At 41.2% G+C, this 23,471-nt stretch carries 16 protein-coding genes; 11 read left to right on the top strand and 5 right to left on the bottom strand.

Features of this window, described 5'->3' with window-relative positions:
- Window positions 1-274 precede the first annotated feature (274 nt).
- Window positions 275-997: a hypothetical protein gene (locus CLI64_RS24275; RefSeq protein WP_103139632.1), complete on the top strand. Its 723-nt coding sequence runs from the start codon at window positions 275-277 to the stop codon at window positions 995-997.
- 6 nt (window positions 998-1,003) lie between these two features.
- On the top strand, window positions 1,004-1,750 hold the full coding sequence (locus tag CLI64_RS24270) for a hypothetical protein (protein ID WP_103139631.1): 747 nt from the start codon (window positions 1,004-1,006) through the stop codon (window positions 1,748-1,750).
- Between the two features lie 8 nt (window positions 1,751-1,758).
- On the opposite strand, the gene CLI64_RS24265 is transcribed toward CLI64_RS24270, so the two are convergent.
- Both CLI64_RS24265 and CLI64_RS24260 read right to left on the bottom strand, forming a co-directional pair.
- Window positions 1,759-3,216, bottom strand: a complete 1,458-nt coding sequence (locus CLI64_RS24265) for an adenylate/guanylate cyclase domain-containing protein (RefSeq protein ID WP_103139630.1) — start codon at window positions 3,214-3,216, stop codon at window positions 1,759-1,761.
- Window positions 3,213-4,193 carry a molybdopterin-dependent oxidoreductase gene (locus CLI64_RS24260; RefSeq protein ID WP_225977422.1) on the bottom strand — a complete coding sequence of 327 codons (981 nt, stop codon included), beginning with the start codon at window positions 4,191-4,193 and terminating at the stop codon, window positions 3,213-3,215. Before CLI64_RS24260 ends, CLI64_RS24265 begins: the two co-directional genes overlap by 4 nt.
- Window positions 4,194-4,448: 255 nt before the next feature.
- Between CLI64_RS24260 and pruA the strand changes: the two genes are divergently transcribed.
- Complete coding sequence (pruA, locus tag CLI64_RS24255) at window positions 4,449-7,430, top strand: L-glutamate gamma-semialdehyde dehydrogenase (RefSeq protein ID WP_103139628.1); 2,982 nt, start codon at window positions 4,449-4,451, stop codon at window positions 7,428-7,430.
- Between the two features lie 124 nt (window positions 7,431-7,554).
- On the opposite strand, the gene CLI64_RS24250 is transcribed toward pruA, so the two are convergent.
- Window positions 7,555-9,276, bottom strand: coding sequence for an ATP-binding protein (locus CLI64_RS24250; RefSeq protein WP_103139627.1), 1,722 nt, complete (start codon window positions 9,274-9,276; stop codon window positions 7,555-7,557).
- Between the two features lie 553 nt (window positions 9,277-9,829).
- Between CLI64_RS24250 and CLI64_RS24245 the strand changes: the two genes are divergently transcribed.
- Entirely contained in the window at window positions 9,830-10,756 is a 927-nt protein-coding gene (locus CLI64_RS24245) for a cobalamin-binding protein (RefSeq protein WP_103139626.1), read from the top strand.
- A gap of 91 nt (window positions 10,757-10,847) precedes the next feature.
- Here CLI64_RS24245 and CLI64_RS24240 read toward each other — a convergent pair whose 3' ends face one another.
- Window positions 10,848-11,147, bottom strand: a complete 300-nt coding sequence (locus tag CLI64_RS24240; protein WP_103139625.1) for a protealysin inhibitor emfourin — start codon at window positions 11,145-11,147, stop codon at window positions 10,848-10,850.
- Window positions 11,148-11,361: 214 nt separating this feature from the next.
- On the opposite strand from CLI64_RS24240, the gene CLI64_RS24235 reads away from it, so the two are divergent.
- The gene (locus CLI64_RS24235; protein WP_103139624.1) at window positions 11,362-11,895 is read left to right on the top strand and encodes a PEP-CTERM sorting domain-containing protein; all 534 of its coding nucleotides are present in this window, start codon (window positions 11,362-11,364) and stop codon (window positions 11,893-11,895) included.
- A gap of 118 nt (window positions 11,896-12,013) precedes the next feature.
- Here the strand turns inward: CLI64_RS24235 and CLI64_RS24230 are convergent, their stop codons facing one another.
- Window positions 12,014-14,203: a PhoX family phosphatase gene (locus CLI64_RS24230; protein ID WP_103139623.1), complete on the bottom strand. Its 2,190-nt coding sequence runs from the start codon at window positions 14,201-14,203 to the stop codon at window positions 12,014-12,016.
- Window positions 14,204-14,906: 703 nt separating this feature from the next.
- Here CLI64_RS24230 and CLI64_RS24225 point away from each other — a divergent pair.
- The 6 genes from CLI64_RS24225 to CLI64_RS24200 all read left to right on the top strand — a co-directional run bounded on the left by CLI64_RS24225 (window position 14,907) and on the right by CLI64_RS24200 (window position 23,136).
- Complete coding sequence (locus CLI64_RS24225; protein WP_103139622.1) at window positions 14,907-15,875, top strand: glycosyltransferase family 2 protein; 969 nt, start codon at window positions 14,907-14,909, stop codon at window positions 15,873-15,875.
- A gap of 228 nt (window positions 15,876-16,103) precedes the next feature.
- Window positions 16,104-16,892, top strand: coding sequence for a 30S ribosomal protein S2 (gene rpsB, locus CLI64_RS24220; protein ID WP_103139621.1), 789 nt, complete (start codon window positions 16,104-16,106; stop codon window positions 16,890-16,892).
- 331 nt (window positions 16,893-17,223) lie between these two features.
- Window positions 17,224-18,165, top strand: a complete 942-nt coding sequence (gene tsf, locus CLI64_RS24215) for a translation elongation factor Ts (RefSeq protein WP_103139620.1) — start codon at window positions 17,224-17,226, stop codon at window positions 18,163-18,165.
- A gap of 312 nt (window positions 18,166-18,477) precedes the next feature.
- Entirely contained in the window at window positions 18,478-19,353 is an 876-nt protein-coding gene (locus CLI64_RS24210) for a hypothetical protein (protein ID WP_103139619.1), read from the top strand.
- A gap of 79 nt (window positions 19,354-19,432) precedes the next feature.
- Window positions 19,433-21,913: an ATP-dependent DNA helicase RecG gene (gene recG, locus CLI64_RS24205; protein WP_103139618.1), complete on the top strand. Its 2,481-nt coding sequence runs from the start codon at window positions 19,433-19,435 to the stop codon at window positions 21,911-21,913.
- A 275-nt stretch (window positions 21,914-22,188) separates the two neighbouring features.
- The gene (locus CLI64_RS24200; protein WP_103139617.1) at window positions 22,189-23,136 is read left to right on the top strand and encodes an NF038130 family PEP-CTERM protein; all 948 of its coding nucleotides are present in this window, start codon (window positions 22,189-22,191) and stop codon (window positions 23,134-23,136) included.
- Window positions 23,137-23,471 lie beyond the last annotated feature (335 nt).

The raw sequence follows: 23,471 nt of genomic DNA, 5'->3' as shown, positions 1-23,471 counted from the left end.
TAGTTATGTTGACTATGAATCGCATAATTTAGAGAGAAGAAAGTAGGCACTAAAATCAAGATAAGTCCTCTGGATCTGTAAATTTATCGGCGATTTGGTAATCATAACTGGCGAATATATTGGTGGCGGAGTCTCCTCGGTTTTAACCGTTAAGCCTTTTGGTTCTATGGTAGTAATGCTTTAGAAATATTGCGTATCCAGATATCAGGTAAGGCCTTTCTTTTAAATCTAAAAAACTTAATTTAAATCAACAGTTCTTTATAAATTTATAAGTATGGTTCAGACCACATTTACCAAACAAAAACGAGAACTAGCTAAAGCGATCGCCTGGATTGAAAAAATCAGAGCGCAAGAAGTTCGCCATCGTAATTATAATGCTGAAGATGAACTACAAGACGAAGTTAGAGAAACTTATGTAGATTATTCCCCTGAAGAAATTAGTGTGCGCGTGTTAGAAATTGTCAAAGATGTAGTCAGTCAACACGGCGCAAGACAAAAAGCCAACTCTCAAAATACAGGAACTTTTAACTGGTATGGAATTGCAGTAGAACTAACCGTTCCCCAATTACGCGCCTTGCAAAGTGCTTGTGCTGTTTTGTCGGAATTAGTTCGCAAACTGCCGCGAAGAAATCCTAAACTCATTTACAATACCACAATTGATCATCGTCCTGCCTTTGCTCATGTCAAACAAAAACATGAGGAAACAGAAACTAGATATGTTCCCTATGAAGAAGATTCAACTACGAGAATCAGAACCTACGAAGAACGTTATAAAGTTATTACTCACTATACTCAAAAAATAGAAATTGATTATGGTTTAGAAGTTAAACTTATTCATGAATTAGAAGAAATGGTTGATGATTTAGAGACAGCGATTCAAGTAGCGATTGATGAAGCGAATACGAAAGGCAGAGAAAATGACCCTGTACTGGATAATGTAATTGACAGAATTAGCCAAACAATTCTGGCTAAATTACCATCACCGCCAAATCAATAGTAAATTATGGATGTACCAATCCAACTATCATTAGCGGGTGATGGGCGGTTGTTGGTGCTGACACCTCAGACTGTTCGTCAAGTATTTTTCAAATTCATAGAAGTGAATCGAGAATATACAGGGCGGCAAAAATTTCCTCTGCATCGTCCTTTTCACAAACAATTTCAATTGTGGAAGCATAATTGTAAAACTGATGGTTACATATATAGATGCACCTCGATTCCAGATGGCGAAACCGATAGCGATTGGCAAGAAACAGAAGTTACTTTATTAGATGTTTTATATCGTAAATATTTAGACAGGGAAAAATTAGATTACTTCAATCACAAAGAAATTAAATATATTGAAACAGAACTCAATAAACAAATTATTAGGAATAACCTATCATTAGTTGATAATGAAGGAGTCTTGCTTTCAGGTTACGGCGTTTGCAACCAAGCCGGAAAAAACCGCGAAAAAGTTCGGTATATTCGACGCTATGGGATGATATTTATTCTAGAACCAGTCATGCGTCAAACAATCTTGAAAAGTGAGAATTTAGATTTACTCATTCAAGACAATAATTTCGATTTGCATCTTGTCAGGTATCATGGTTTGTTGTTATCTACTTCCCCAGGGATTCAGTTATTGTTTCGCCATCGCTTAGATTTTTCTATAACTTGGACTTGTACTGTCAAAGATTTTCAACCCCGACAAATTTTTCGCGTTCAGAAAATTTATCCTTGTGACGGTTTTCGGATTATTCAAGATTAGATATGATATCAATTTTCTAGAAGTTCATAAATAGCGATCGCCTCATCTTTGCCTTTGACTTTTACGCCTGGATCTACTAGTCTCAAAGTGAATAATTCTGGCGATGATAAATTTTTCAATACTGACTCGGTAATCAACACTGTACAACCATATTGCTTAGTTAATCCCTCAACGCGGGAAGCCAGATTGACTGCATCACCCACGACAGTAGAATCAATCCGACAAGTAAAACCTACCGTTCCCATCACCACTTCACCGCGATGAATCCCAATCCCCACAAAGATTTTTGGTAAATTATTGTGTCGTCGCTCATAATTGAACTTATCTAAAGCTTGTTGCATCAAAATTGCGGCTTGTAATGCCCCATCACAACCTACATCATCAAATAAAGCCATAATGGCATCACCGATATATTTATCAATAAATCCACCAGCTTGATCTATAGCTTTTCCCATACAAGCCAAATAATCGTTTAAAAAGCTAAAAGTCTCTTGGGGTGTCATCATCTCCGACATAGATGTGTAACCCCGAATATCACAAAACAAAATCGTCATGGTTTTCGTCGCAGCGACACCGACAGCAATATTTTCAATTCCTTGGGGTGCGATCGCTAAAATAAATTTATTGGGGACAAATAACTCAAAAGATTCTAAAGTTTTTTGTAACTTATTAAATGAACTTTGCAAAGCCGTAGACATTTCATTAAAGGAATTCGCCAACGCGCCTATTTCGTCTTTATTGGTAATTTGGGCGCGATGTTGTAAATTTCCGGCTGCAATTTTAGTGGCACTTATTTGCAAACGTTGGATAGGATCACTTAACCGCTTGGCTAAAATATAAGCCAGTACCCAACCAAATACTAATCCCATGAAACCCACACCCAAAGCCTGATTCACCACATTAGTAATAGCACGGTCTATGCGACGTAAAGAAATCCCCATACGGACAGTACCGATTTTTTTCCCAGAGGACAGGCGAATATCAGACGCAACTTCCATAATTCTCTCACCCCGTCTAGCTCTGAGATTCCCAGAAAAGTAGACATCGCGGAGAATAAAGGTTTCCATTACCACTGATGGTTTTGTGGATTCTACAACTGTATTTGTGACCTTGAGAGGTACAATATCGGGGACATACTGATTTTGCAAATAATTAATCGAAGTGGCAATAATCCGATTTTGCTGACGAGCATCGGAAATAAACACATAGACAAAATCTCGATTTTCTCGTAAAAGAACATCCAAAGTGAGCCGGATTTGACTCCAGTTTTCTTCAATTAATTCATCACCTAAAGTATAAGTTAAAACTCTCACAAAAGAGTTAGCATCCTGCACATTTTCGGTTCGATAGAGGTGACTTTCACTTTTAGCCCATACAGAGACAATCGCGCAAATTACAGTCAATAATAACAGCGTAGTATTGACCATAATTCGGGTACGAATTGACTTGAAAGTCGGAAATTTCATGGCTTAATTACCAGTTCTTCTACAAAATTTACCCACCGCAAACCATTAGTTTTTGTTTGACAGTCAGAACCAAAAGCCAGGGTAAGTGGCCCACCCATTCTGGCGGGTATGGTTTTTTTCTCATCACCCCATTTTGTAACCAAGAAAATGTCACATTTTTTAATGTCATTAGCAGTTAAAATGACTGAATTGAGGTTATTTTGGGAAGGGGTAGTTTTGCCTTGAACAACAATTTCTTTTGCGAGGAAATCAGGAGCATTAACCGTTAAAATATCTCGCAGACGTACACCATGTAATTGCACTTTGCCACTCGGCCAGCCACTACGATAACCAACAGTTTCTGTAACAGTAATTTGGGGTAATTTTTCTAAATCTGCTGCATTTAATTCTTGTTTTCCCACCTTGAGACGCATTGCTTCTGTTCCCACTACAATATTGCTGACATAGAATATCCAAAATGATTCAGGATATTGTTGTTGTAGATGGGGATATTGGCTATGGGGAAAGACTAGATAAATGGGGCCACCTTGGGCGCGACTGATGGGTTTACCATTGTTGGCGATCGCTAAAATAATGGGGTACTTTAACAAATCGTATAAATCCACCGTCACTTGGTAAGAGTTATAAGCAATAAAAGTTACTTCCGTCACATCAGGCTGATAACCATACTTTTTGAGCAGTGTGGATACAGGAATACCCCGAAAATCAAACACTTGATCCGGTTGCAGAATGTAATTAGGATCGGCAGTCTTGAGATTAGTGGAGGCTATTGATTGTAGCTGTTGCCAATTCAATGTCACCGTTTTACCAGTCGTAGTTTCCCCCTGAATAGCTAAATTCCACTCCTGGGGCTGCGTGCTTTTGGCATGATCCGCCATGATTTTCTCATTGCGGGCGATCGCTTCTGCACGCCATACTTCCAATTGTTCGTCACTAGGCTGATCTGTACAACCTCCTAAACCGACAGCAGTTATCATCAAAATGCTCAGGAGTGAGTTCAGTGCTTTCGGGAAAAACACTGAATTTTTCCGTATATTCCTCATCTCTCCCTAGCCCTCTTTCCATACGTATATTACTGTTGTACACGTTGTCTGAAAATCTTCCACTCGAAAACTTGAATCTACATTTTGAGTTTTGAGTTTCTTAATCTGTGGTGACAAAAAAAATCACGCGCCACAATAGAAAACGCAGTCTTCAGAAAACTCTGACATTTCATCAGGAGTTCACTATCAGTGGTACTACAAATACAAACCAGCACCTACGAAGCGAAAACTCAAGAAATTGCTAAACAACTTTTAGCAGCAACTCAAGAAAATCGCTCATTTTTAGCTTCTCTGCGTGATCAAATGCGTTGGGATGATAAATTACTTGCTTGGGCGATGAGTAACCCCGGTTTACGGGTGCAATTATTTCGCTTTATTGATACTCTCCCCGCATTGCGGAGTAAATCAGAAATTGCTGCACATTTGCAAGAATATTTAGGCGATGAATCTGTAGAACTTCCCGCCGCCTTAAAGGGGATGCTCAATTTTGCTAATGCCGATTCTATGCCAGGACAAGTGGCTGCAACTACCGTATCGACAGCAGTTGAGACTTTAGCTCATAAATATATTTCCGGCGAAAATATTCAACAAGTCATCAAAACCGTTGAACGACTCCGCAAAGAAAAGATGGCTTTCACCATTGATTTACTTGGGGAAGCGGTAATTACAGAAGTAGAGGCACAATCTTATCTAGAACGCTATCGAGAATTAATTACGCAATTAACCACTGCTGCGAAGAATTGGGGCAATATTGGGGTGATTGATGAGGCTGATGGCGAACCATTGGCAAAAGTCCAAGTTTCTGTGAAGTTAACGGCTTTTTATTCCCAATTTGACCCTTTAGATGCTCAAGGTAGTGAAGAGCGAGTTAGCGATCGCATCCGTAATTTATTACGCCATGCTCAAGATTTAGGTGCTGCTATCCATTTTGATATGGAACAGTACGCTTATAAAGACTTAACTTTTAATATTTTGCAAAAAATCTTATTAGAAGATGAGTTCCGCCAACGTACCGATATTGGGATCACGATTCAAGCTTATCTGCGTGATAGTGAACAGGATGCCGGAAAAATCATCGATTGGTTAAAACAGCGTGGTTATCCGTTAACTATTCGCTTGGTAAAAGGGGCGTATTGGGATCAGGAAACTATTAAGGCGGCTCAGAAACATTGGGCGCAGCCTGTTTTTAATGATAAGGCGGCAACTGATGCGAATTTTGAAGCGATAACTCAGCTATTGTTGGAAAATCATCAGTATGTTTATGCTGCTATCGGTAGTCATAATGTGCGATCGCAAGCACGGGCGATCGCGATCGCGGAAAGTCTGAATGTCCCCCGGCGGCGGTTTGAAATGCAGGTGTTGTATGGGATGGGGGATAAGTTAGCTAAGGCTTTGGTGGATAGGGGTTATCGGGTGCGGGTTTATTGTCCCTATGGGGAACTATTGCCGGGGATGGCTTATCTGATTCGGCGGTTGTTGGAAAATACGGCTAATAGTTCTTTTTTACGGCAAAATTTGGAAAATAAGCCAGTGGAGGAGTTGCTTGCTGCACCGGATATTGATTTGTTTCGCGCAAAGGCGCAGAGTCGCAAAGAAGGCGCAGGGTTTATGGGTGCGGTGGATACAGATTATGCGGTGGAGGAGGAGAGGAATGAGGCGGCGCGGGCTTTTGCGGCGGTGCGTCAGCAATTAGGAAAGAGTTATTTGCCTTTGATTGATGGGGAGTATGTCAATACTGTCGAGGTGATTGATTCGGTTAATCCTTCTAATTTTAGTGAGGTGGTGGGGAAGGTTGGACTGATTTCGGTGGAACAGGCAGAAAAAGCTATGCGGGCGGCTAAGGCGGCTTTTCCTGGTTGGAAGAATACGCCTGTGCAGGAACGGGCGGGGGTTTTGCGTCGGGCGGCTGATTTGATGGAACAGCGTCGGGCGGAACTCTCGGCTTGGATTGTTCTGGAGGTGGGTAAACCTGTTAAGGAAGCGGATGCGGAAGTTTCGGAGGCGATTGATTTTTGTCGCTACTACGCCGATGAAATGGAACGGTTGGATCAGGGTGTAATTTATGACGTGGCTGGGGAAACTAATAGATATATTTATCAGCCCCGTGGAATTGCTGTGGTGATTTCACCTTGGAATTTTCCGTTGGCAATCGCCTGTGGCATGACTGTGGCTGCTTTGGTTGCGGGTAATTGTACTCTCCTCAAACCTGCGGAAACTTCTTCTGTAATTACGGCTAAACTGACGGAAATTTTGGTGGAAGCGGGGATTCCTCAAGGTGTATTTCAATACGTCCCTGGGAAGGGTTCACAAGTGGGTGCTTATTTGGTGAGTCATCCTGACACTCATGTCATTGCTTTTACAGGTTCTCAAGAAGTGGGTTGTCGGATTTATGCCGAAGCTGCAACCCTCAAGCCTGGACAAAGGCATATGAAGCGGGTAATTGCGGAGATGGGTGGTAAAAATGCCATCATTGTTGATGAAAGTGCTGATTTAGACCAAGCTGTTGTCGGGGTGTTACAGTCAGCCTTTGGTTACAGTGGACAAAAATGTTCAGCTTGTTCACGGGCGGTAGTGGTAGAAAGTATCTATGATGCTTTTATCCGGCGATTAGTGGAAGCGACAAAATCTTTGAATATTGGGGAAGCGGAGTTACCCAGTACCCAAGTCGGCCCGGTGATTGATGCCAATGCACGCGATCGCATCCGTGAGTATATTGAAAAGGGTAAGGCCGAATCCCAGGTAGCTTTAGAGTTATCAGCACCTGATCACGGTTATTTTGTCGGGCCAGTCATTTTTAGTGAAGTGCCTCCCAATGGCATAATTGCCCAACAAGAGATTTTTGGCCCTGTATTGGCTGTGATTAAAGTTAAGAATTTTACTGAAGCTTTAGCTGTCGCCAATGATACTAACTACGCCTTAACTGGTGGGATTTATTCCCGCACACCTTCCCACATTCACAAGGCACAGACAGATTTTGAAGTCGGGAATTTGTATATTAACCGTACCATTACAGGGGCGATCGTCGCTCGGCAACCCTTCGGTGGGTTCAAACTCTCTGGTGTCGGTTCTAAAGCCGGAGGGCCTGATTATCTCCTGCAATTCCTCGAACCCCGCACCATCACCGAAAACATTCAACGCCAAGGCTTTGCACCCATTGAAGGCGCAGAGTAATTAGGGATTGGGGACTGGGAAGATGGGGAAGTGTGGGGAGTGAGGGGGAAAGATTTCTTCCCTATCCTCCCACCCCTCCCACACTTCCTGCTTACCCCATGCCCCATGCCCTATGCCCTATACCTCAAATCTCCTGTTCTGGTAAAAACAAGGTAAACTGACTTCCTACTCCCAAAGTTGACGTTACTGTGACATCACCACCGTGTAATCTAGCTAATTTTTGCGTTAAAGCTAAACCTAATCCTGTCCCTTCATATTGACGATTCAATTTACTATCTAGCTGTTTGAATGGCTCAAATAAAAATTTAAATTGACTAGAATCAATACCAATGCCAGTATCTGCAACTGTAAATGTGATTCCTTGAGCAGCTTTTTTGACTATTAAAGAAACTTCTCCACGAATGGTAAATTTAATCGCATTAGTCAGCAAGTTGAATAACATTTGCTTCAATCGATAATCATCAGCTATGCAAATATTGACAGCAGGGTCAATTTCATGAGTCAGTTTTAAGCCTTTTTCATGGGCGCGATCGCTGACAATTGATAATAAATAATTACATAAATCTACAACTGCTATCGGTTCTAATGATAACTCTTCCTTACCTAGTTCTACCTTTGATAAGTCTAAAATATCATTAATCATTGTTAACAAATGCTCGCCACTACTATATATACAATTAATATATTCTTTTTGCTTGTCATTTAAAGAGCCAGCTATCTCATGCTGTAATAGTTGTGATAACCCCATAATTGCATTTAAAGGTGTTCGCAATTCATGACTCATGGTTGCTAAAAATTCGCTTTTGGCTCTATTACCTGCTTCTGCTGATGCTTGTGAGGCACGCAGTTGCAACTCGGTTTTTTTGTATTCAGTCATGTCCTTGACAACTACTAATAGTAATTCAGTCTGATCATCAGAACTAGGCATAACGGAAATACAAAGTTTCGCCCAAACTAATTTGCCATTTTTATGTAAGAAGCGTCTATCAATTTCAATGTGTTTTTGTGCATTATGTTGATTAATATTTATATATAGTTCTCCTAATAATTTTTGATAATTATCTAACTCTGCTTGTGTCTGAAAAATATAATCAGTGAAGTCTTGACTAAATAATTCCTCTCGACTGTAACCCAGCATTTGACATAATCCAGGATTCATATCTAATATCTGGGTTTTCTGGTCTAGAACTGCAATCCCCATAACTGAATTCTCAAAAATAGCTCGATATAGAGCTTCACTTTTTTGTGTTGCTACCTGTGCTGCGTTGCGTTCCCTCGCTTCAATAGCTGATGAGACAAAATCAGCGATCGCACCTGCAAAATATTTTTCTTCTCCAGTCCACTCTCGAACTTCGTGACAATGTTCGCACCACAAAAACCCCAACAAACGATTTCCTAGCCAAATTGGTGTACTGAGTAGCGAAATCACCTCAAAAATGGAAAGATAAGTTGTAAATAATTCTTGAGTTCTTTGGTCTATGATGACATTATTAATAGACAGACTCTCTGCTAATGCTAAAGCTTGGAAGTAAGCAGGGTAATTCACTTTTGACAAAACCTGGCCAAAAGTATGCTCTTGATTATTCAGGTTGTACAAATCGATACACTCAAGTCCTGAACCTTCCTGATTGTAAAACCACACACTCACACGCTGCGCTGAAAGTGCGTGCGCTGTAGCCTCGGTTATTTCTCTGAATACAGCACTTAGAGTTCCTGTCTGAAAGGTTCTGCTACTTGCTAAATGCAGTAGTGTTTGGCTATGTTTTCGTCGCTCTTTGTCTGAAATTGACAGTACCTCTTGGGACTGTGAGAACTTAGTAATATCTTTTACCACTAGCACCTGCATGTGTTTTCAACAGAAATCACTTTGCATTGCAGTTCTAAAACATGAATAGAACTGTTTATATAAATACAACTTTGATATACACATTTACATACACCGAAGGTATATTTTTTTAGCTAATTTTGTACGAATTATGCTTTTAAACGCACCCTCTATTTAAGATGCTGTTTTTAACTTGATATCAGGTTTCAAATTGGTAGTTGCCAATTACAAACAACATAGATTTGTGAAATTTTTATTAAAATTTCACATAAATTATAAAAATTCAGTTCATGGCGCAGTATGGTAACGGTAAATCAGAATCAATAAATATTGATCAAACTATACATTAACAAAAGTATTTTAGATAGCGATTCCGACTAATTACTGACGAAATGATTAATATTGTATAAATACTTTTATATTTTTACCATTATCTATATACATAGATACACTCATTTTCAGAATGTCTAAGAAATTAATATTTGTGTATTCTCCTCTAGAAAGATACTGCCACCGCTAAATTTTGTCACAATTAAGCTAAGGCTAGAGCCTCTGATCGAGAGGTGGTAAAATTATGCAGAATTCTCATATCAGAATTGTTTCTCTAATTCCCGGTGGAACAGAGATTTTAGCAGCCTTGGGTTTAACAGATTATGTGGTTGGGCGATCGCACGAATGCGACTATCCTCCGGAAATTACAGACCGCCCTATTTGTACCCAAGCGCGTATAGATAGTAATACCCCCAGTGAGCAAATCCACGATCAGATAAACAATTTGCTACAGTCTGCTCTTAGTATTTACCAAGTCAAAACCGAGATTTTAGAACAATTGCAGCCTACTCATATCTTGACTCAAGATCAGTGTAATGTTTGCGCCGTCAGCTTACAAGAAGTAGAAAAGGCTGTGGCTGAACTGACTCAAAGCTCACCGCAAGTCGTTTCTTTACAGCCTAATCTGCTAGAAGACGTTTGGAATGACATTGAACGTGTAGCGGGTATCTTTAATGTCGATGCTGTTCAACTCTTAGAAAACTTAGAAGCCCGCGTTAAAATTTGTCAACAAAAAATTCAAGGTCTGTCTCTGGTAGAATTCCCGACTGTCGCCTGTATTGAATGGACAAACCCCCTGATGGTAGGGGCTAATTGGATTCCTGAACTCACCAATTTAGCTGGAGGACAATCATTATTTTGTGTTACAGGTCAACCATCTCCCTACGTGCAATGGGAAAACCTATTGATTAGTAACCCAGATGTGATCATTTTTATGCCTTGTGGTTTTGACTTAAATCGCACCCGTCAAGAAGCGGAATTATTCGCCCAGCACCAAGACTGGCAACAACTCCATGCGATGAAAAGCGGTAGAGTCTACATCACCGATGGCAATGCCTACTTTAACCGTCCTGGCCCCAGACTGGTAGATTCTCTAGAAATTATGGCAGAAATCCTACATCCAGAGATTTTTGATTACGGTTACAAAGGAAAAGCCTGGGAGAGACTGTAAAGGCAAAAGGTAAAAGGCAAAAGGCAAAAGGTAAAATTTGAAGATCCCCAATCCCCAATCCCCAGTCCCTTTTAAAAATATCCAAAATGTTCTATTGAGATATTTGTAACTGATTCAAGTATTCAATAAGAGTTCTTAAGGTGTTAGTGAGCGCAGTTTCACTAACAATCACTGTGTGTTGCTGACCATGATTTTCTACAGTGAGTCTATATTGAAAGCGATCGCACTGGGCATGCTCAGGAATTATTTGTTCAGGTAGTCGGAAAAAATCTGCTGAGGCGACAAGTTTTGATAATTCCTCTGCTGTCGGATTCGGTAGTTTATTAGTGTCAACACAGATAGTTTTACTAATTCCAGTAAAACCCCCCGTGCGTTCTAAATATACTTGCATTGTAGAGAAAGATAAATATTTGACTCCAGTTTAGCAAGAGGTAGACAACTAGTAACTAGAACAATTCAAAACGTGAAGTTACTAACTGCTGTATATTGTCAGTATGTTGCTACTTAACCTTTTATTTGATATTCCTTAACCTTGAGTCATTGCCTAAAGGTTTATTAAGTGAAATTGCGTAAGGGTTCACTATTAAGCCTGGGAGTATTTTCTAATGACATTAGGTAAAAACTTAGGCCTTGCTACTATTGCAACAGCCATTTCCGTAGCTGCGATCGCATCTAAACCAGCACAAGCAGCTATTGTAAATTACAATTTCACAGTCAATACTAGTGCTGCTCAATATTTTGGCTCGGTTAAATACGAGGACTCATTTTTAACCGGTTTAGGGTTGGAAACATTAGGGGTAGAAAATGGACTCAAAGTCACATTCAATTATCTAGGAAATAACTATACAGAAGCCGATGATGTTGATTTTGCTAATTATCCCGTAGTCACTTTTGATGCAGGTAAATTCCAAGGACTGACTTATTTTGTAGCTGATCAGTTTCTCATCGCTAGTGACCCCAGCACCCCAGAGATAGGAGGAAACAACTTTTACACAATCAGCAACTCAGTCAATACAACCCTAGCAGGTACAGTAACTTACACCAAAGTACCAGAACCATTTGCTGTGGGTGGAACTGCGATCGCTACTACTTTAGGACTATGGATGAAACGTAAGAAAAAAGCAGCCTTAGCAGGCTAAAAACAGTTTTTTCATACCAACAAGACAGGTTTTTTACCTGTCTTTTTTTACGTGAAAAAATAGAGACGTTGTAGTGCAACGTCTCTACTACATAAATTATGAATGAGAAAATTCTAAATTACAAAGCCCCAACGACACCACCATCATTGCGGGTAATAACTACCGTTGCAGAACGGGGACGACCAGGTAAACCATAACCTTGGCTGAAAGGCCAGTTACTAGATAATGTGGGATTTGCGGTAGTTCCACTATCACCAGGATGCTGAATATTGATGAACATCGCTTTACCATCAGGTGTGCTAGTAATACCAGTTACCTCACAATCTGTAGGACTAGTTAAGAAGCGTCTCACCTGTTTGGTGTTGGGATCAGCACAAAACATAGCGTTGCTACCAATGTTGATTAGTTCAGGAACATTATTGATTGTGCTACCACGACCATCACCTGCTTGATCAGTCTGAATCCAAAGACGACCAAAGTCATCAAACCACAAACCATCAGGTGAACTGAAATCATCACCATTAATATTGCCCTTGAGATTGGCTTCTGTTCTGGTTTTGTCGCCAGCTTCAACAAAAATATCCCATTTGAAAGTTGTTGCTGTAACAGCACGTCCATCTTCACGCCAGCGAATAATATGACCGTAGCGGTTATCAGGACGGGGATTAGCAGCATCAACAGGAGGACGAGCAGCACCTGCTGTTGTTGTACCATTGGGGTTGTTAGAAGAGACTGGGTTTGTACCACGACGATTATTGTTGGTTAATGTGCAGTAGACTTCAATCTCTTTATATCCACCAATTCGAGGACGCACTGCTGTCCACTCTGGCCTATCCATCATCGTTGCGCCGACTATATCCGCCGCCTGACGAGTCTTAACTAGAACCTCAGCTTGGCTTCTAAAACCGTTTTCTGGTGTCAAACCATTTTGACGATAGACCAAAGGTAGCCACTGACCAGTACCATCGCTATTAAATTTAGCAACGTACAAAACTCCATTGTCAAGCAAATCACGGTTAGCCGCAGGATTACCAGGGTTTAATTTTTGGGCGCAAACAAACTTGTAAATATATTCGTTGCGTTCATCATCACCCATATAGAAAGCTACATGATTATTGTCATCCACAACAACTTGTGCGCTTTCGTGTTTGAATCGGCCAAGAGCAGTACGCTTAACTGGTTTACTTTGAGGGTCGTATGGATCAATCTCGACTACCCAACCAAATAAATGGGGTTCAAGGGGGTTAGTGCGGTAATTGAAGCGTGGATCAACCTCATGCCAACGATAACCGAACCCACCGCTTGCTAGACCGTAACGATTTTGGTCTTTGACAATTTCCGCGTCTTCAATTCCTGGTGTGGAAACTAAAGCTTCACCATTGTGTCCAAAGTAGCCATTCCAGTTTTCTTCACAAGTTAAGTAAGTACCCCAAGGAGTGTACCCGTTAGCGCAGTTATTCAGCGTACCGTATGCGGTGTAACCATCGTTGAAAGTTCCAGTATCAACTGAACCACTGGGAGTAATGTTAAATTTCTTCGACTTCAACAGATCACTACCAGCAGCAGGCCCAGAAACTCGCATCTCGGTATTACCAGTAATGCGACGACCATAGGGCGAATTGGGCTTATAAGTCCAATCATTGCCTTGTTTAGTGATTTCTACAACAGAAACACCATGAGCAGCTTGAGACTTCCGCACTTTCTGGATTGTCACTGGACTCAAACCTTCAGAACCATGCAGAATTGATTCGTGGGTATACTCATGGTTCACGCACAGCAAACCATTATTTATGTCCTGATTTAAAAAGCTTCTTAATGATCTTGCCTGGGAACTGACTGTCCGACCAACTACATTGCCTGGTGATAGAGGAAAGTAGTGCATACCATCATGGTGCATCCCCACTTGCATTGCTTGAGCAGCAGCATCTTGGGAAGCATCTGCTAACCAAGTTGGTGCGCCAGGCATGATGGGATCTCCCCAAGCAAACAATACTTTAGCTGTATAACCTTCAGGAACACTAACAAGATCCTTTTCTAGAACTCCTGTAGTTGGATTGAATAGATTCGGTGGAACACTCTTAAAGCCAATACCACCAAATCCTGTCCCCTTGGGAATTGGAGCGGCTTCAACACTCTGGAGAAAGCCTCCCAGAGAAACTTCACCTACCACAGTTAGCACCGACGCACTAGCTGCCGTCATAATGAACCGCCGACGACTCATGCTGACGCGATCAATCACATCACGAATTGATTCGTTACGAGATGGGTTAAGCGTCACGTTATTTTTGGGGTGAAAGCGTCCCTTCATTACCTAGTTCTCCATTTTGACACTAATGAGTTAACTGTTAAGTTCATCTTGTAAATCAAAGATTCAGTAGTGCTGAGTGCTAAGTGCTGAGTCCAATTCATCTACTTTTTACTCAGTACTCAGCACTCTTTTGGTCATTTTGTTTGACAACAAAAAAACATCAAATTACATATGAACCTCAATTTTTATTGATATCAACAGTTAATGATCGGCAAAAACCCAAACTCAGAAAATATTTGATTGAGTCCTATTTTTTGACTAATTCATCCTATTTATATTGAGGCAAGCATAATAATAGGATGCTGACAAGCCTTTTCAATAAAGGCGCGTGACTACAATCGAATTAAAGTAGTCAGCCACAAAAGACTTATCAAATATTCTCTAATAGTGGTTTATGGTGTTGAAACTAACAACAATCACTGAAAATTTAATTAAAGAAAATTAAGATTGGGTTATATAATAATTAATATGAGTTTATTAACCATTATTTCTTGAGGGAAAGTTCGTTTGCCTTCACTGATAAAAAAAGTACGATTTTTGTATTGAATCTCCGAATTTTAGATTTTGGATTTTAGATTCAACCCAGAAATTAAAATCTAAAAGTGGTTGACTTTTGCGCGTTATCTGTTGTTGCTGAATTACGAATTCAGTTCTCAGGACGCGCTAGGAACTGTGTTGAGTACCAGGCTGTCCTATTCTGGAGATGGGTAGTTGTGTTGTGGGTGAGACTGTGTTTATCAGCGTTGTGATACCAACTTATAATCGCCAGCCGATTCTAGAAAAATGCTTGCGAGCCTTAGAAATGCAGCAACTCAGCGCGTCAAGCGTTGTGGGTAATTATGAAATTGTCTTAGTGGATGATGGTTCTACTGACGGTACGCTAGATTGGTTAACAGCACATAAAGAAGAATTTCCCCATGTGCGTTGGTTTGAGCAAGACCATGCCGGCCCGGCGGCGGCGCGGAATTTGGGTGTAGAACAGGCACAAGGGGACATCATTATATTTATAGATAGTGATTTAGTAGTCCTAGAAAACTTCCTGCAAGCTCATGCAGACGCGTTAGTGCAGGGTAAAGAGAAATTGGGGAGCGATCGCTTTTTTACTTACGGTGCAGTTATTAATACTTGTAATTTCGACAATCCCACCGCCGAACCCTATAAAATCACAGATTTCTCCGCAGCCTTTTTCGCCACAGGTAATGTCGCCATCCCTAAACACTGGCTAGAACAAGCCGGATTATTTGACACAGGCTTTCAACTCTACGGCTGGGAAGACTTAGAACTAGGTGTCAGACTCAAAAACCTGGGTTTGAAACTGATTAAGTGTCCCGCCGCCGTCGGTTATCATTGGCATCCCCCATTTAACTTAGAGCAAATCCCCAACCTCATCGAAAAAGAAATTCAACGGGGAAGGATGGGAGTTTTGTTTTATCAAAAGCATCCCACCTGGGAAGTCAAAATGATGATTCAAATGACCTGGATACATCGTTTATTGTGGGGAATTCTTTCCCTCAACGGCGCATTAAATGAACGCACCATGAAACCGTTGTTACAGTGGTTGATTGATTCCGGTAAACCCCAGCTAGCTTTAGAAATCGCCCGAATTTTCCTCAACTGGTACAACGTCAAGGGTGTGTATGAGGCTTATGCTCAATTGAGTGCTGAGTGCTGAGTGCTGTTAGCGGAAGCGCGGCGTTTAGCCGGTGCTGAGTGCTGAGTTGTGAGTTATTAGTTTTTCTCCTCTGCTTCCCCTGCCCCCTGCCCAATTCCCCATTCCCAATTCCCCATTCTGTGTTACCCTAGTAGAGTTGTCTAAATTCCGCACATCTGGGAATTCGGGTGTTTCTCGTGGAGAAATACGCCTGGATGGAGGTTTAACCCGAATAGGAGTAAAAAATATATGCCAGTTGTTTCATTGGCTCAAATGATGGAGTCAGGAGTTCACTTTGGGCATCAGACCCGACGTTGGAATCCTAAAATGTCTCCATACATTTACACTGCGCGTAATGGTGTACATATCATCGATTTGGTGCAAACAGCCCAATTGATGGATGAAGCGTATAACTATATGCGATCGCAGGCGGAGCAAGGTAAAAAGTTTCTCTTTGTCGGCACAAAACGGCAAGCAGCAGGGATTATTGCCCAAGAAGCTGCCCGTTGTGGTTCTCACTATATCAACCAACGCTGGCTGGGTGGAATGCTCACCAACTGGGCAACTATCAAAACCAGAGTAGACCGCCTGAAAGATTTGGAACGGCGGGAAGAAAACGGTGCGTTAGATTTATTGCCCAAGAAAGAAGCATCAATGCTGCGTCGCGAGATGGCGAAGCTGCAAAAATATTTGGGTGGTATTAAAACCATGCGGAAAGTTCCTGATGTAGTGGTAATTGTTGACCAGCGTCGGGAATATAACGCTGTGCAAGAATGCCAAAAACTCTCCATCCCCATCGTCTCTATGCTGGATACAAATTGTGATCCAGATGTAGTAGATATTCCCATCCCAGCTAATGACGACGCAATCAGATCAATTAAATTGATCGTGGGCAAATTAGCCGATGCTATTTATGAAGGTCGTCACGGTCAGCTAGATGCAGAGGAAGAATACGAAGATTACGAAGGTGCTGAGGAAGAGTACGATTACGAAGAAAGTGATTACAGTGAGTTTGCTTCCGACGACGAAGAAGAATAATCAACTGTTCTTGTGCAGGGAAAGACATAATTCCTCACTGCTGGTTGAATGTCAAAATTTAACGGTAGATAAAGAATAAGTGTAAATTGTCCCAGCGCAATAGCTTTTAACACTAAATCAAGATGAAAGATGAAGCAGATTAAGCTCACACCTCATGCTTCATCTCTAATAGTTTGAATTTCATCGTTTTTTCTTCTCCAGCCCTGAGTAAGATAGAAATACTCAGAACTCTTGCATCGTGCTGAGTCATGAGTGATGAGTAATTTATCTTTACTCAGCACAGCTTTGGTGAGCGATAACAACTCAAGGTCAAGTTAGGAATTGAGGCAACATGGCGGAAATATCTGCAAAACTCGTCCAAGAGCTACGCCAAAAAACTGGTGCAGGCATGATGGACTGTAAAAAGGCGTTGAAAGAAACTGACGGCAATGTCGAAGAAGCTATAGACTGGCTACGGAAAAAAGGTATCGCCTCTGCGGGTAAAAAAAGCGATCGCATTGCGGCTGAAGGTTTGGTAGAAACCTTCGTTCAGCCCGGCGGCAAAGTAGGTGTACTCATAGAAGTCAATTGCCAAACAGATTTTGTTGCCCGTAACGATGCTTTTAAAGCCCTAGTTAAGAATCTAGCCCAGCAAGCAGCAACAGCTGATAGTTTGGAATCTTTGCTGGCTCAACCTTACATCGAAGATAACAGCGTCACTGTAGATGAATTCATCAAGCAAAGCATTGCTAACTTAGGTGAAAACATTCAAGTACGTCGCTTTGTGAATTTTGCTATCCAAGACACACCAGGAGTAGTAGACAGCTACATCCACACTGGCGGTAGAGTTGGTGTATTGGTTGAGGTTAACTCTAAATCAGAAGCACCCACTACTAACGAGGACTTCCAATCCTTGGCACGGAACTCAGCTATGCAAGTAGCTGCTTGTCCCAACGTTGAGTATGTCAGCGTAGACAACATTCCTGCCGAAGTTGTCCAAAAAGAAAAAGATGTCGAAATGGGCAAGGAAGACTTGGCTAACAAACCAGAAAACATCAGAGAAAAAATCGTTCAGGGGCGAATTGAAAAGCGTCTGAAAGAGATGACCTTGCTAGACCAACCTTACATTCGCGACCAAAGTATTTCTGTAGAAGAATTAGTCAAGCAAGTGAAAGCGAAAGTTGGTGAAGATGTGACTGTGAGCCGTTTCGTGCGCTACATCTTAGGTGAAGGTATTGAAAAACAAGAAAGTAACTTTGCTGAAGAAGTAGCAGCTCAAATGGGTGCTAAGTAGTTATGAGTGCTGAGTAGTTATGAGTGCTGAGTGCTGTTAGCGTAAGCGGGGCGTTTAGCCCGTGCTGAGTAGTTATGAGTGCTGAGTGCTAAGTTGAAAGGTTTTTCAATTCTCTGTCAGAAAATCAGTACATATATACTGAAGATAAGACAAAATCACTCATTACTCATTACTGATTACTCAGCACTCTCTTACAGACAGGTCAAGCTATTTGCCTGACCTGTATTTTATTTAAAATTTTAAAAATCTAGAATTGATTCTTTACTAAATAAACATACATTTGTACCATATAAGGCTCAAGTGGGTGAAGATATGGTTAGAGCTATTGAGCGAATTGAACGAGAACTTGCTGTGTTGCAAGAAGCGATTCAGGCGATCGCTAAAGAAATGCAAATGGCTTATGCTAGTTATTTAGCAGCTTTGGGTCAAGCCCTAAGAAAACAGTTAATTCTCGCCAGTTACCACCTGTGTACCCAAGGCTATCCCGAAAACTTTCTGAAGTTGTCACTAAATCAGCGACAACAACTGCAACAAAGTATCCGCAAGTTAGGTCAAAAAGCCGCCGAGATATTAATCAGCAGTCTGATTAGTCAGGAAGATGAAGAAGATGAGGAAGATGTAGAAGAAATAACAATTTCCCATGAGGTGACAGAAGGTGAAATGCCGTCTGAGCTATCATCTTCACATAGTGAATCAGTTAATAACTCATCGCCTCAAACCTATAGTGTAGAAATTTCCAACCCCATCGAATTAGCGAAATGGCAACAGCATCTAGAAGTGCAAATGCAACATACTCTCAGAAAAGTTTCCCATGAGGCTAATTTAATCTTACAAAATGCCGGAATTTTACCGCAAAAACTACCAGAACCTGTTTTAGAAGCGGCAGCCGCAGCCGCCTCAGAAGGTTCAGCCGAGATGATGCCGGGGCCACCCAATATTCTTAACTTAGTTCTGGAGATTGCCGACGAGCAAGAGACAGAAAAATCTGGTTTAACTCAAATCATGACTATTAACTTACGCTTAGGGGAAATCGAATTTGCTGATACAACAGTTGCTAATCATCGCAAACAAATTCGTGAAATCTTAGGACAACTGAATAAACTAGGAAGGGAGTATCAAAAGAAGCAAAGAGAACGCTCAATTGCTGAAGCCGAAGCCGCATGGCGTGCTAGTTGGTATGAAGATTAGTCAATAGTCCAAAGTCCACAGTAGTGACTATTGACTATTGACTGTTGACTGTTGACTAATGACTAATAACCAATGACTAATGACTAACGACCAACCAGATTGGATACGCTTACATAAAGCCTTAGCAGTGGAAGCCGAAAACGGTTTTACTGATTTGGTGGGTAGACAGTATCGCTTCAGTGAATTTCTCAGCCTGACATTTGGGAAATTCCCTACGAGTTTACCAGCAACTGAACGTCGTCGCTGGCAAGACATGGCGGCGCAGTTTGCTAATTATCCCAATCTGGAACTCAAAGAACGTCAGCATTTGATAGCGGAAACACGGCGATATCTTTACCAACTGCAAAAAGGAGAAGGGGGACAGGGGAGCAGGGGAGCAGAGGAGCAAGGGAGGAGTTATAAGGCGAAAGTTCCTAATTCTGCACCACTTGTAGCTGAAGTTAGTCGGAGGTTAGCCCCCAAAATTGACCAAAAACTTAGCGATTTACCAGAAATAGGGATTCGGAAAGCTGATAAGTTGGCGGCTTTGGGTTTGTATACTGTACGCGATTTACTGTTTTACTATCCCCGTGACCATATTGACTATGCCCGACAAGTGAATATTCGGGAGTTGCAAGGGGGTGAAACGGTGACAATTGTGGCGACAGTTAAGCGTTGCAACTGCTTTGTCAGCCCCAAAAATCAAAAATTATTGATTTTAGAATTAGTTCTCAAAGATAATACGGGTCAAATCAAAGTCGGTCGTTTTTGGGCAGGTGCGAGGTTTACTAGTCGTGCTTGGCAAGAAAGTTTAAAACGCCGCTACCCTGTAGGAAGTGTAGTAGCAGCTTGTGGGTTAGTTAAAGGCAGTAAATACGGCTTAACTTTAGATAACCCTGAGTTAGAGGTTTTGGCACATCCAGGGGATACGATTGAATCGCTGACAATGGGGCGAGTAGTACCGATTTACGCACTCACCGAGGGAGTGATGGCGAATATGGTACGACAGGCGGTAATTGCAGCTTTACCTGCGGCCGCGCAATTAAAAGACCCCTTACCCAAAGGTTTGCGGGAAAAGTATGGTTTGATGGAATTAAAGGATGCGATCGCAAATATCCATTTTCCTGACGATAGCGATACTCTGCAAACTGCCCGTCGCCGCCTCGTATTTGATGAATTTTTCTATCTGCAACTGGGTTTACTACAACGCCAACAACAAGCTAAAGCCATTCAGACTAGTGCAGTGCTTGCACCCAAAGGTGAATTAATCGAGAAATTCTACCAAGTCCTACCATTTCAATTGACTGGCGCACAACAACGCGTCCTCAACGATATTCTCAACGACCTACAAAAAACCTCACCAATGAATCGGTTAGTACAGGGTGATGTGGGTTCAGGTAAAACTGTTGTGGCTGTGGTAGCAATTTTAGCCGCCATTCAATCTGGCTATCAAGCTGCATTAATGGCTCCAACAGAAGTTTTAGCAGAACAGCATTATCGTAAATTAGTTAGCTGGTTTAACTTATTACATTTACCAGTGGAATTACTTACGGGTTCAACTAAAACTGCCAAACGGCGGGAAATTCATTCCCAATTAATCACCGGCGAATTACCTTTATTGGTAGGAACTCACGCCTTAATTCAAGACACCGTAAATTTTCGGCGACTAGGGTTAGTGGTAATTGACGAACAGCACCGATTTGGAGTCAAACAACGGGCGTTGTTACAACAAAAAGGCGAACAACCCCATGTATTAACCATGACTGCTACCCCCATTCCCCGGACATTAGCACTAACTATACACGGGGATTTGGATGTCAGCCAGATTGATGAGTTACCACCGGGACGACAAGCCATTCAAACTACAGCCCTAATCAGTCAACAGCGCACCTTTGCTTATGACTTAATGCGGCGAGAAATTGCCCAAGGTCGGCAGGTTTATGTAGTCTTGCCATTGGTAGAAGAATCAGAGAAACTAGACTTGCGATCGGCTGTAGAAGAACACCAAAAGCTCAAAGAAACGGTGTTTCCCGAATTTCAAGTTGGGTTGCTGCATGGGCGTATGAGTTCAGCCGAGAAAGACGAAGCCATTACCAAATTTCGGGATAATAAAACGCAGATTTTAGTTTCTACCACGGTTGTAGAAGTTGGTGTAGATGTGCCTAATGCCACAGTCATGCTCATTGAAAATGCAGAGCGTTTTGGTTTATCTCAACTACATCAATTGCGGGGAAGAGTAGGACGGGGTGCAGCAAAATCCTACTGTTTATTAATGAGTAGTTCCAGAAGTCCCGATGCTCAACAAAGACTAAAAGTATTGGAACAGTCTCAAGACGGCTTCTTCATCTCCGAAATGGATATGCGGTTTCGCGGGCCGGGAGAAGTATTAGGAACTCGCCAATCTGGTGTGCCTGATTTTACCTTAGCTAGTTTGGTAGAAGACGAAGAAGTATTAATATTAGCCAGACAAGCAGCCGAAAAAGTTATAGAACTAGATACTAGTTTAGAGCGTTGGCCTTTAATGAAAGCCGAGTTGAAGTATCGCTATGAACGCTTAATGGGTGGTGCGATTCTAACTTAGAAACCACCCTATTAATAGTTAAAATTTGATTTCTGTTTTTCTTTTTCGATAATGAAGCTACAGAGATAATCACTAGTAACGTTCATCATTAATTAACTAATTATTCATCATTAATTTATTCGCAATCAGCTTTAACTTTACTCCATTAGAGTTGGTGATTACCTAATATAAACTTGGTTTGTTGATTGTGTTATTAAAAATAACGATCGCAACGTCTCTGCATCTATAAACCGGATCAATACAAAAACTCTAATAAATTAAGGAAAAAGGGAGTAATGAAGAAAACTATTCACGCTATTGTGATTGGTAGTGCAGTAGCTATGGGTGTAAGTGCGATCGCCACTTCTCCCGCGCAAGCAGGTAGCTTAACTGGTGTTACCATCGGCGGTACAGCATATACTGATTACTTGGTCTATGACGTTAAGGGTACAAGCACTGTTTCCGTAGACAAGAAAACAGCAAATATCACAAAAATCTTAGAGGGTAATGCCGCTAATCCTACTGGTAACGTAGAGTTAAGAGCTAGTACCGAAAAATCAACTTTTACTGCTAATGACTTTACACAAAATACCACCTTGTCAGGAACAATTGGCGGTGAAGCCATCACACTCAGTAGCTTAACCGCTTCTGACTGGACTAGTCTTTACAAAGATACAGGTAAAAGCTTCGGTGAATATTGGTTCAACCAGGCTTTAACTGCTAACGGTTTTAGTAGCTTAGTAGGAACTTCTATTGGTACAGGGTTTTTCAATGCGTTTAAAAATAATGGAGGATTCCAGAGGTTTAGTGATCCAAATATTTCTTACGTTAACCAAGATGATCAAACAGGCTTAGTCAGTATTGGGTTAGCAGGACATTTGAATGCTACACCTTTATTGCTGCCTTACTTTAATCTATACGTTAATAGCTTACCAAACAGCCCAACTAAAACTATTGCCAAGAATTTGCAAACACAGCTAGAAAATAAAAAAATGCAAGCTAGCGAAATTGTGAAGTATACCTATAACGGTAAAACCGATTATTTGTTCAGCTTTTTTGCTACCGAGTCCGGCTTAAAGGAAACAACCGACGGTATCTCACACAGTGGTAACTATGAAGTGACTTTCCAAGGTCTAGTTCCCATCAAAACATCGCAAGCAGTTCCAGAACCTTCTATTGTGCTTGGTCTTTTAGGCGTAGCTGGTATGTTCACCGTACAGCGCAAGTCTAAAAAAGGCATTTAATTAGAGATAAAAATTGTAATTTCATTCATTAATACAGGAAAAGGGGCTTATAGCTCCTTCTTTTTGATTTTATTGAATTTTCTTATTTGGAATCAATATTTTTCTGTATGATACTGATTAAGCATTTGAGTATATGTACTCTATCTTTTACTCAAGTCATCAAAAAATAAATACTAATACTATAGCAATCACTCACAAAGCTAGGGAACTCTTAACGGGAAACAGGGAATAAAAACTGTACCGAGTTTTTTCAAAAATCAAATAGGATGCGTGTATTAAAAATTTGCTTTGATTGCTGGAAGTTATATCTCCAATAGGTAACAGAAAAGTTTTTA

The sequence above is a fragment of the Nostoc sp. CENA543 genome (assembly GCF_002896875.1).
Lineage (GTDB): Bacteria > Cyanobacteriota > Cyanobacteriia > Cyanobacteriales > Nostocaceae > Trichormus.
Note: the sequence above shows the minus strand (reverse complement) of the source record. Positions and strands in the feature narration are given on the sequence as shown.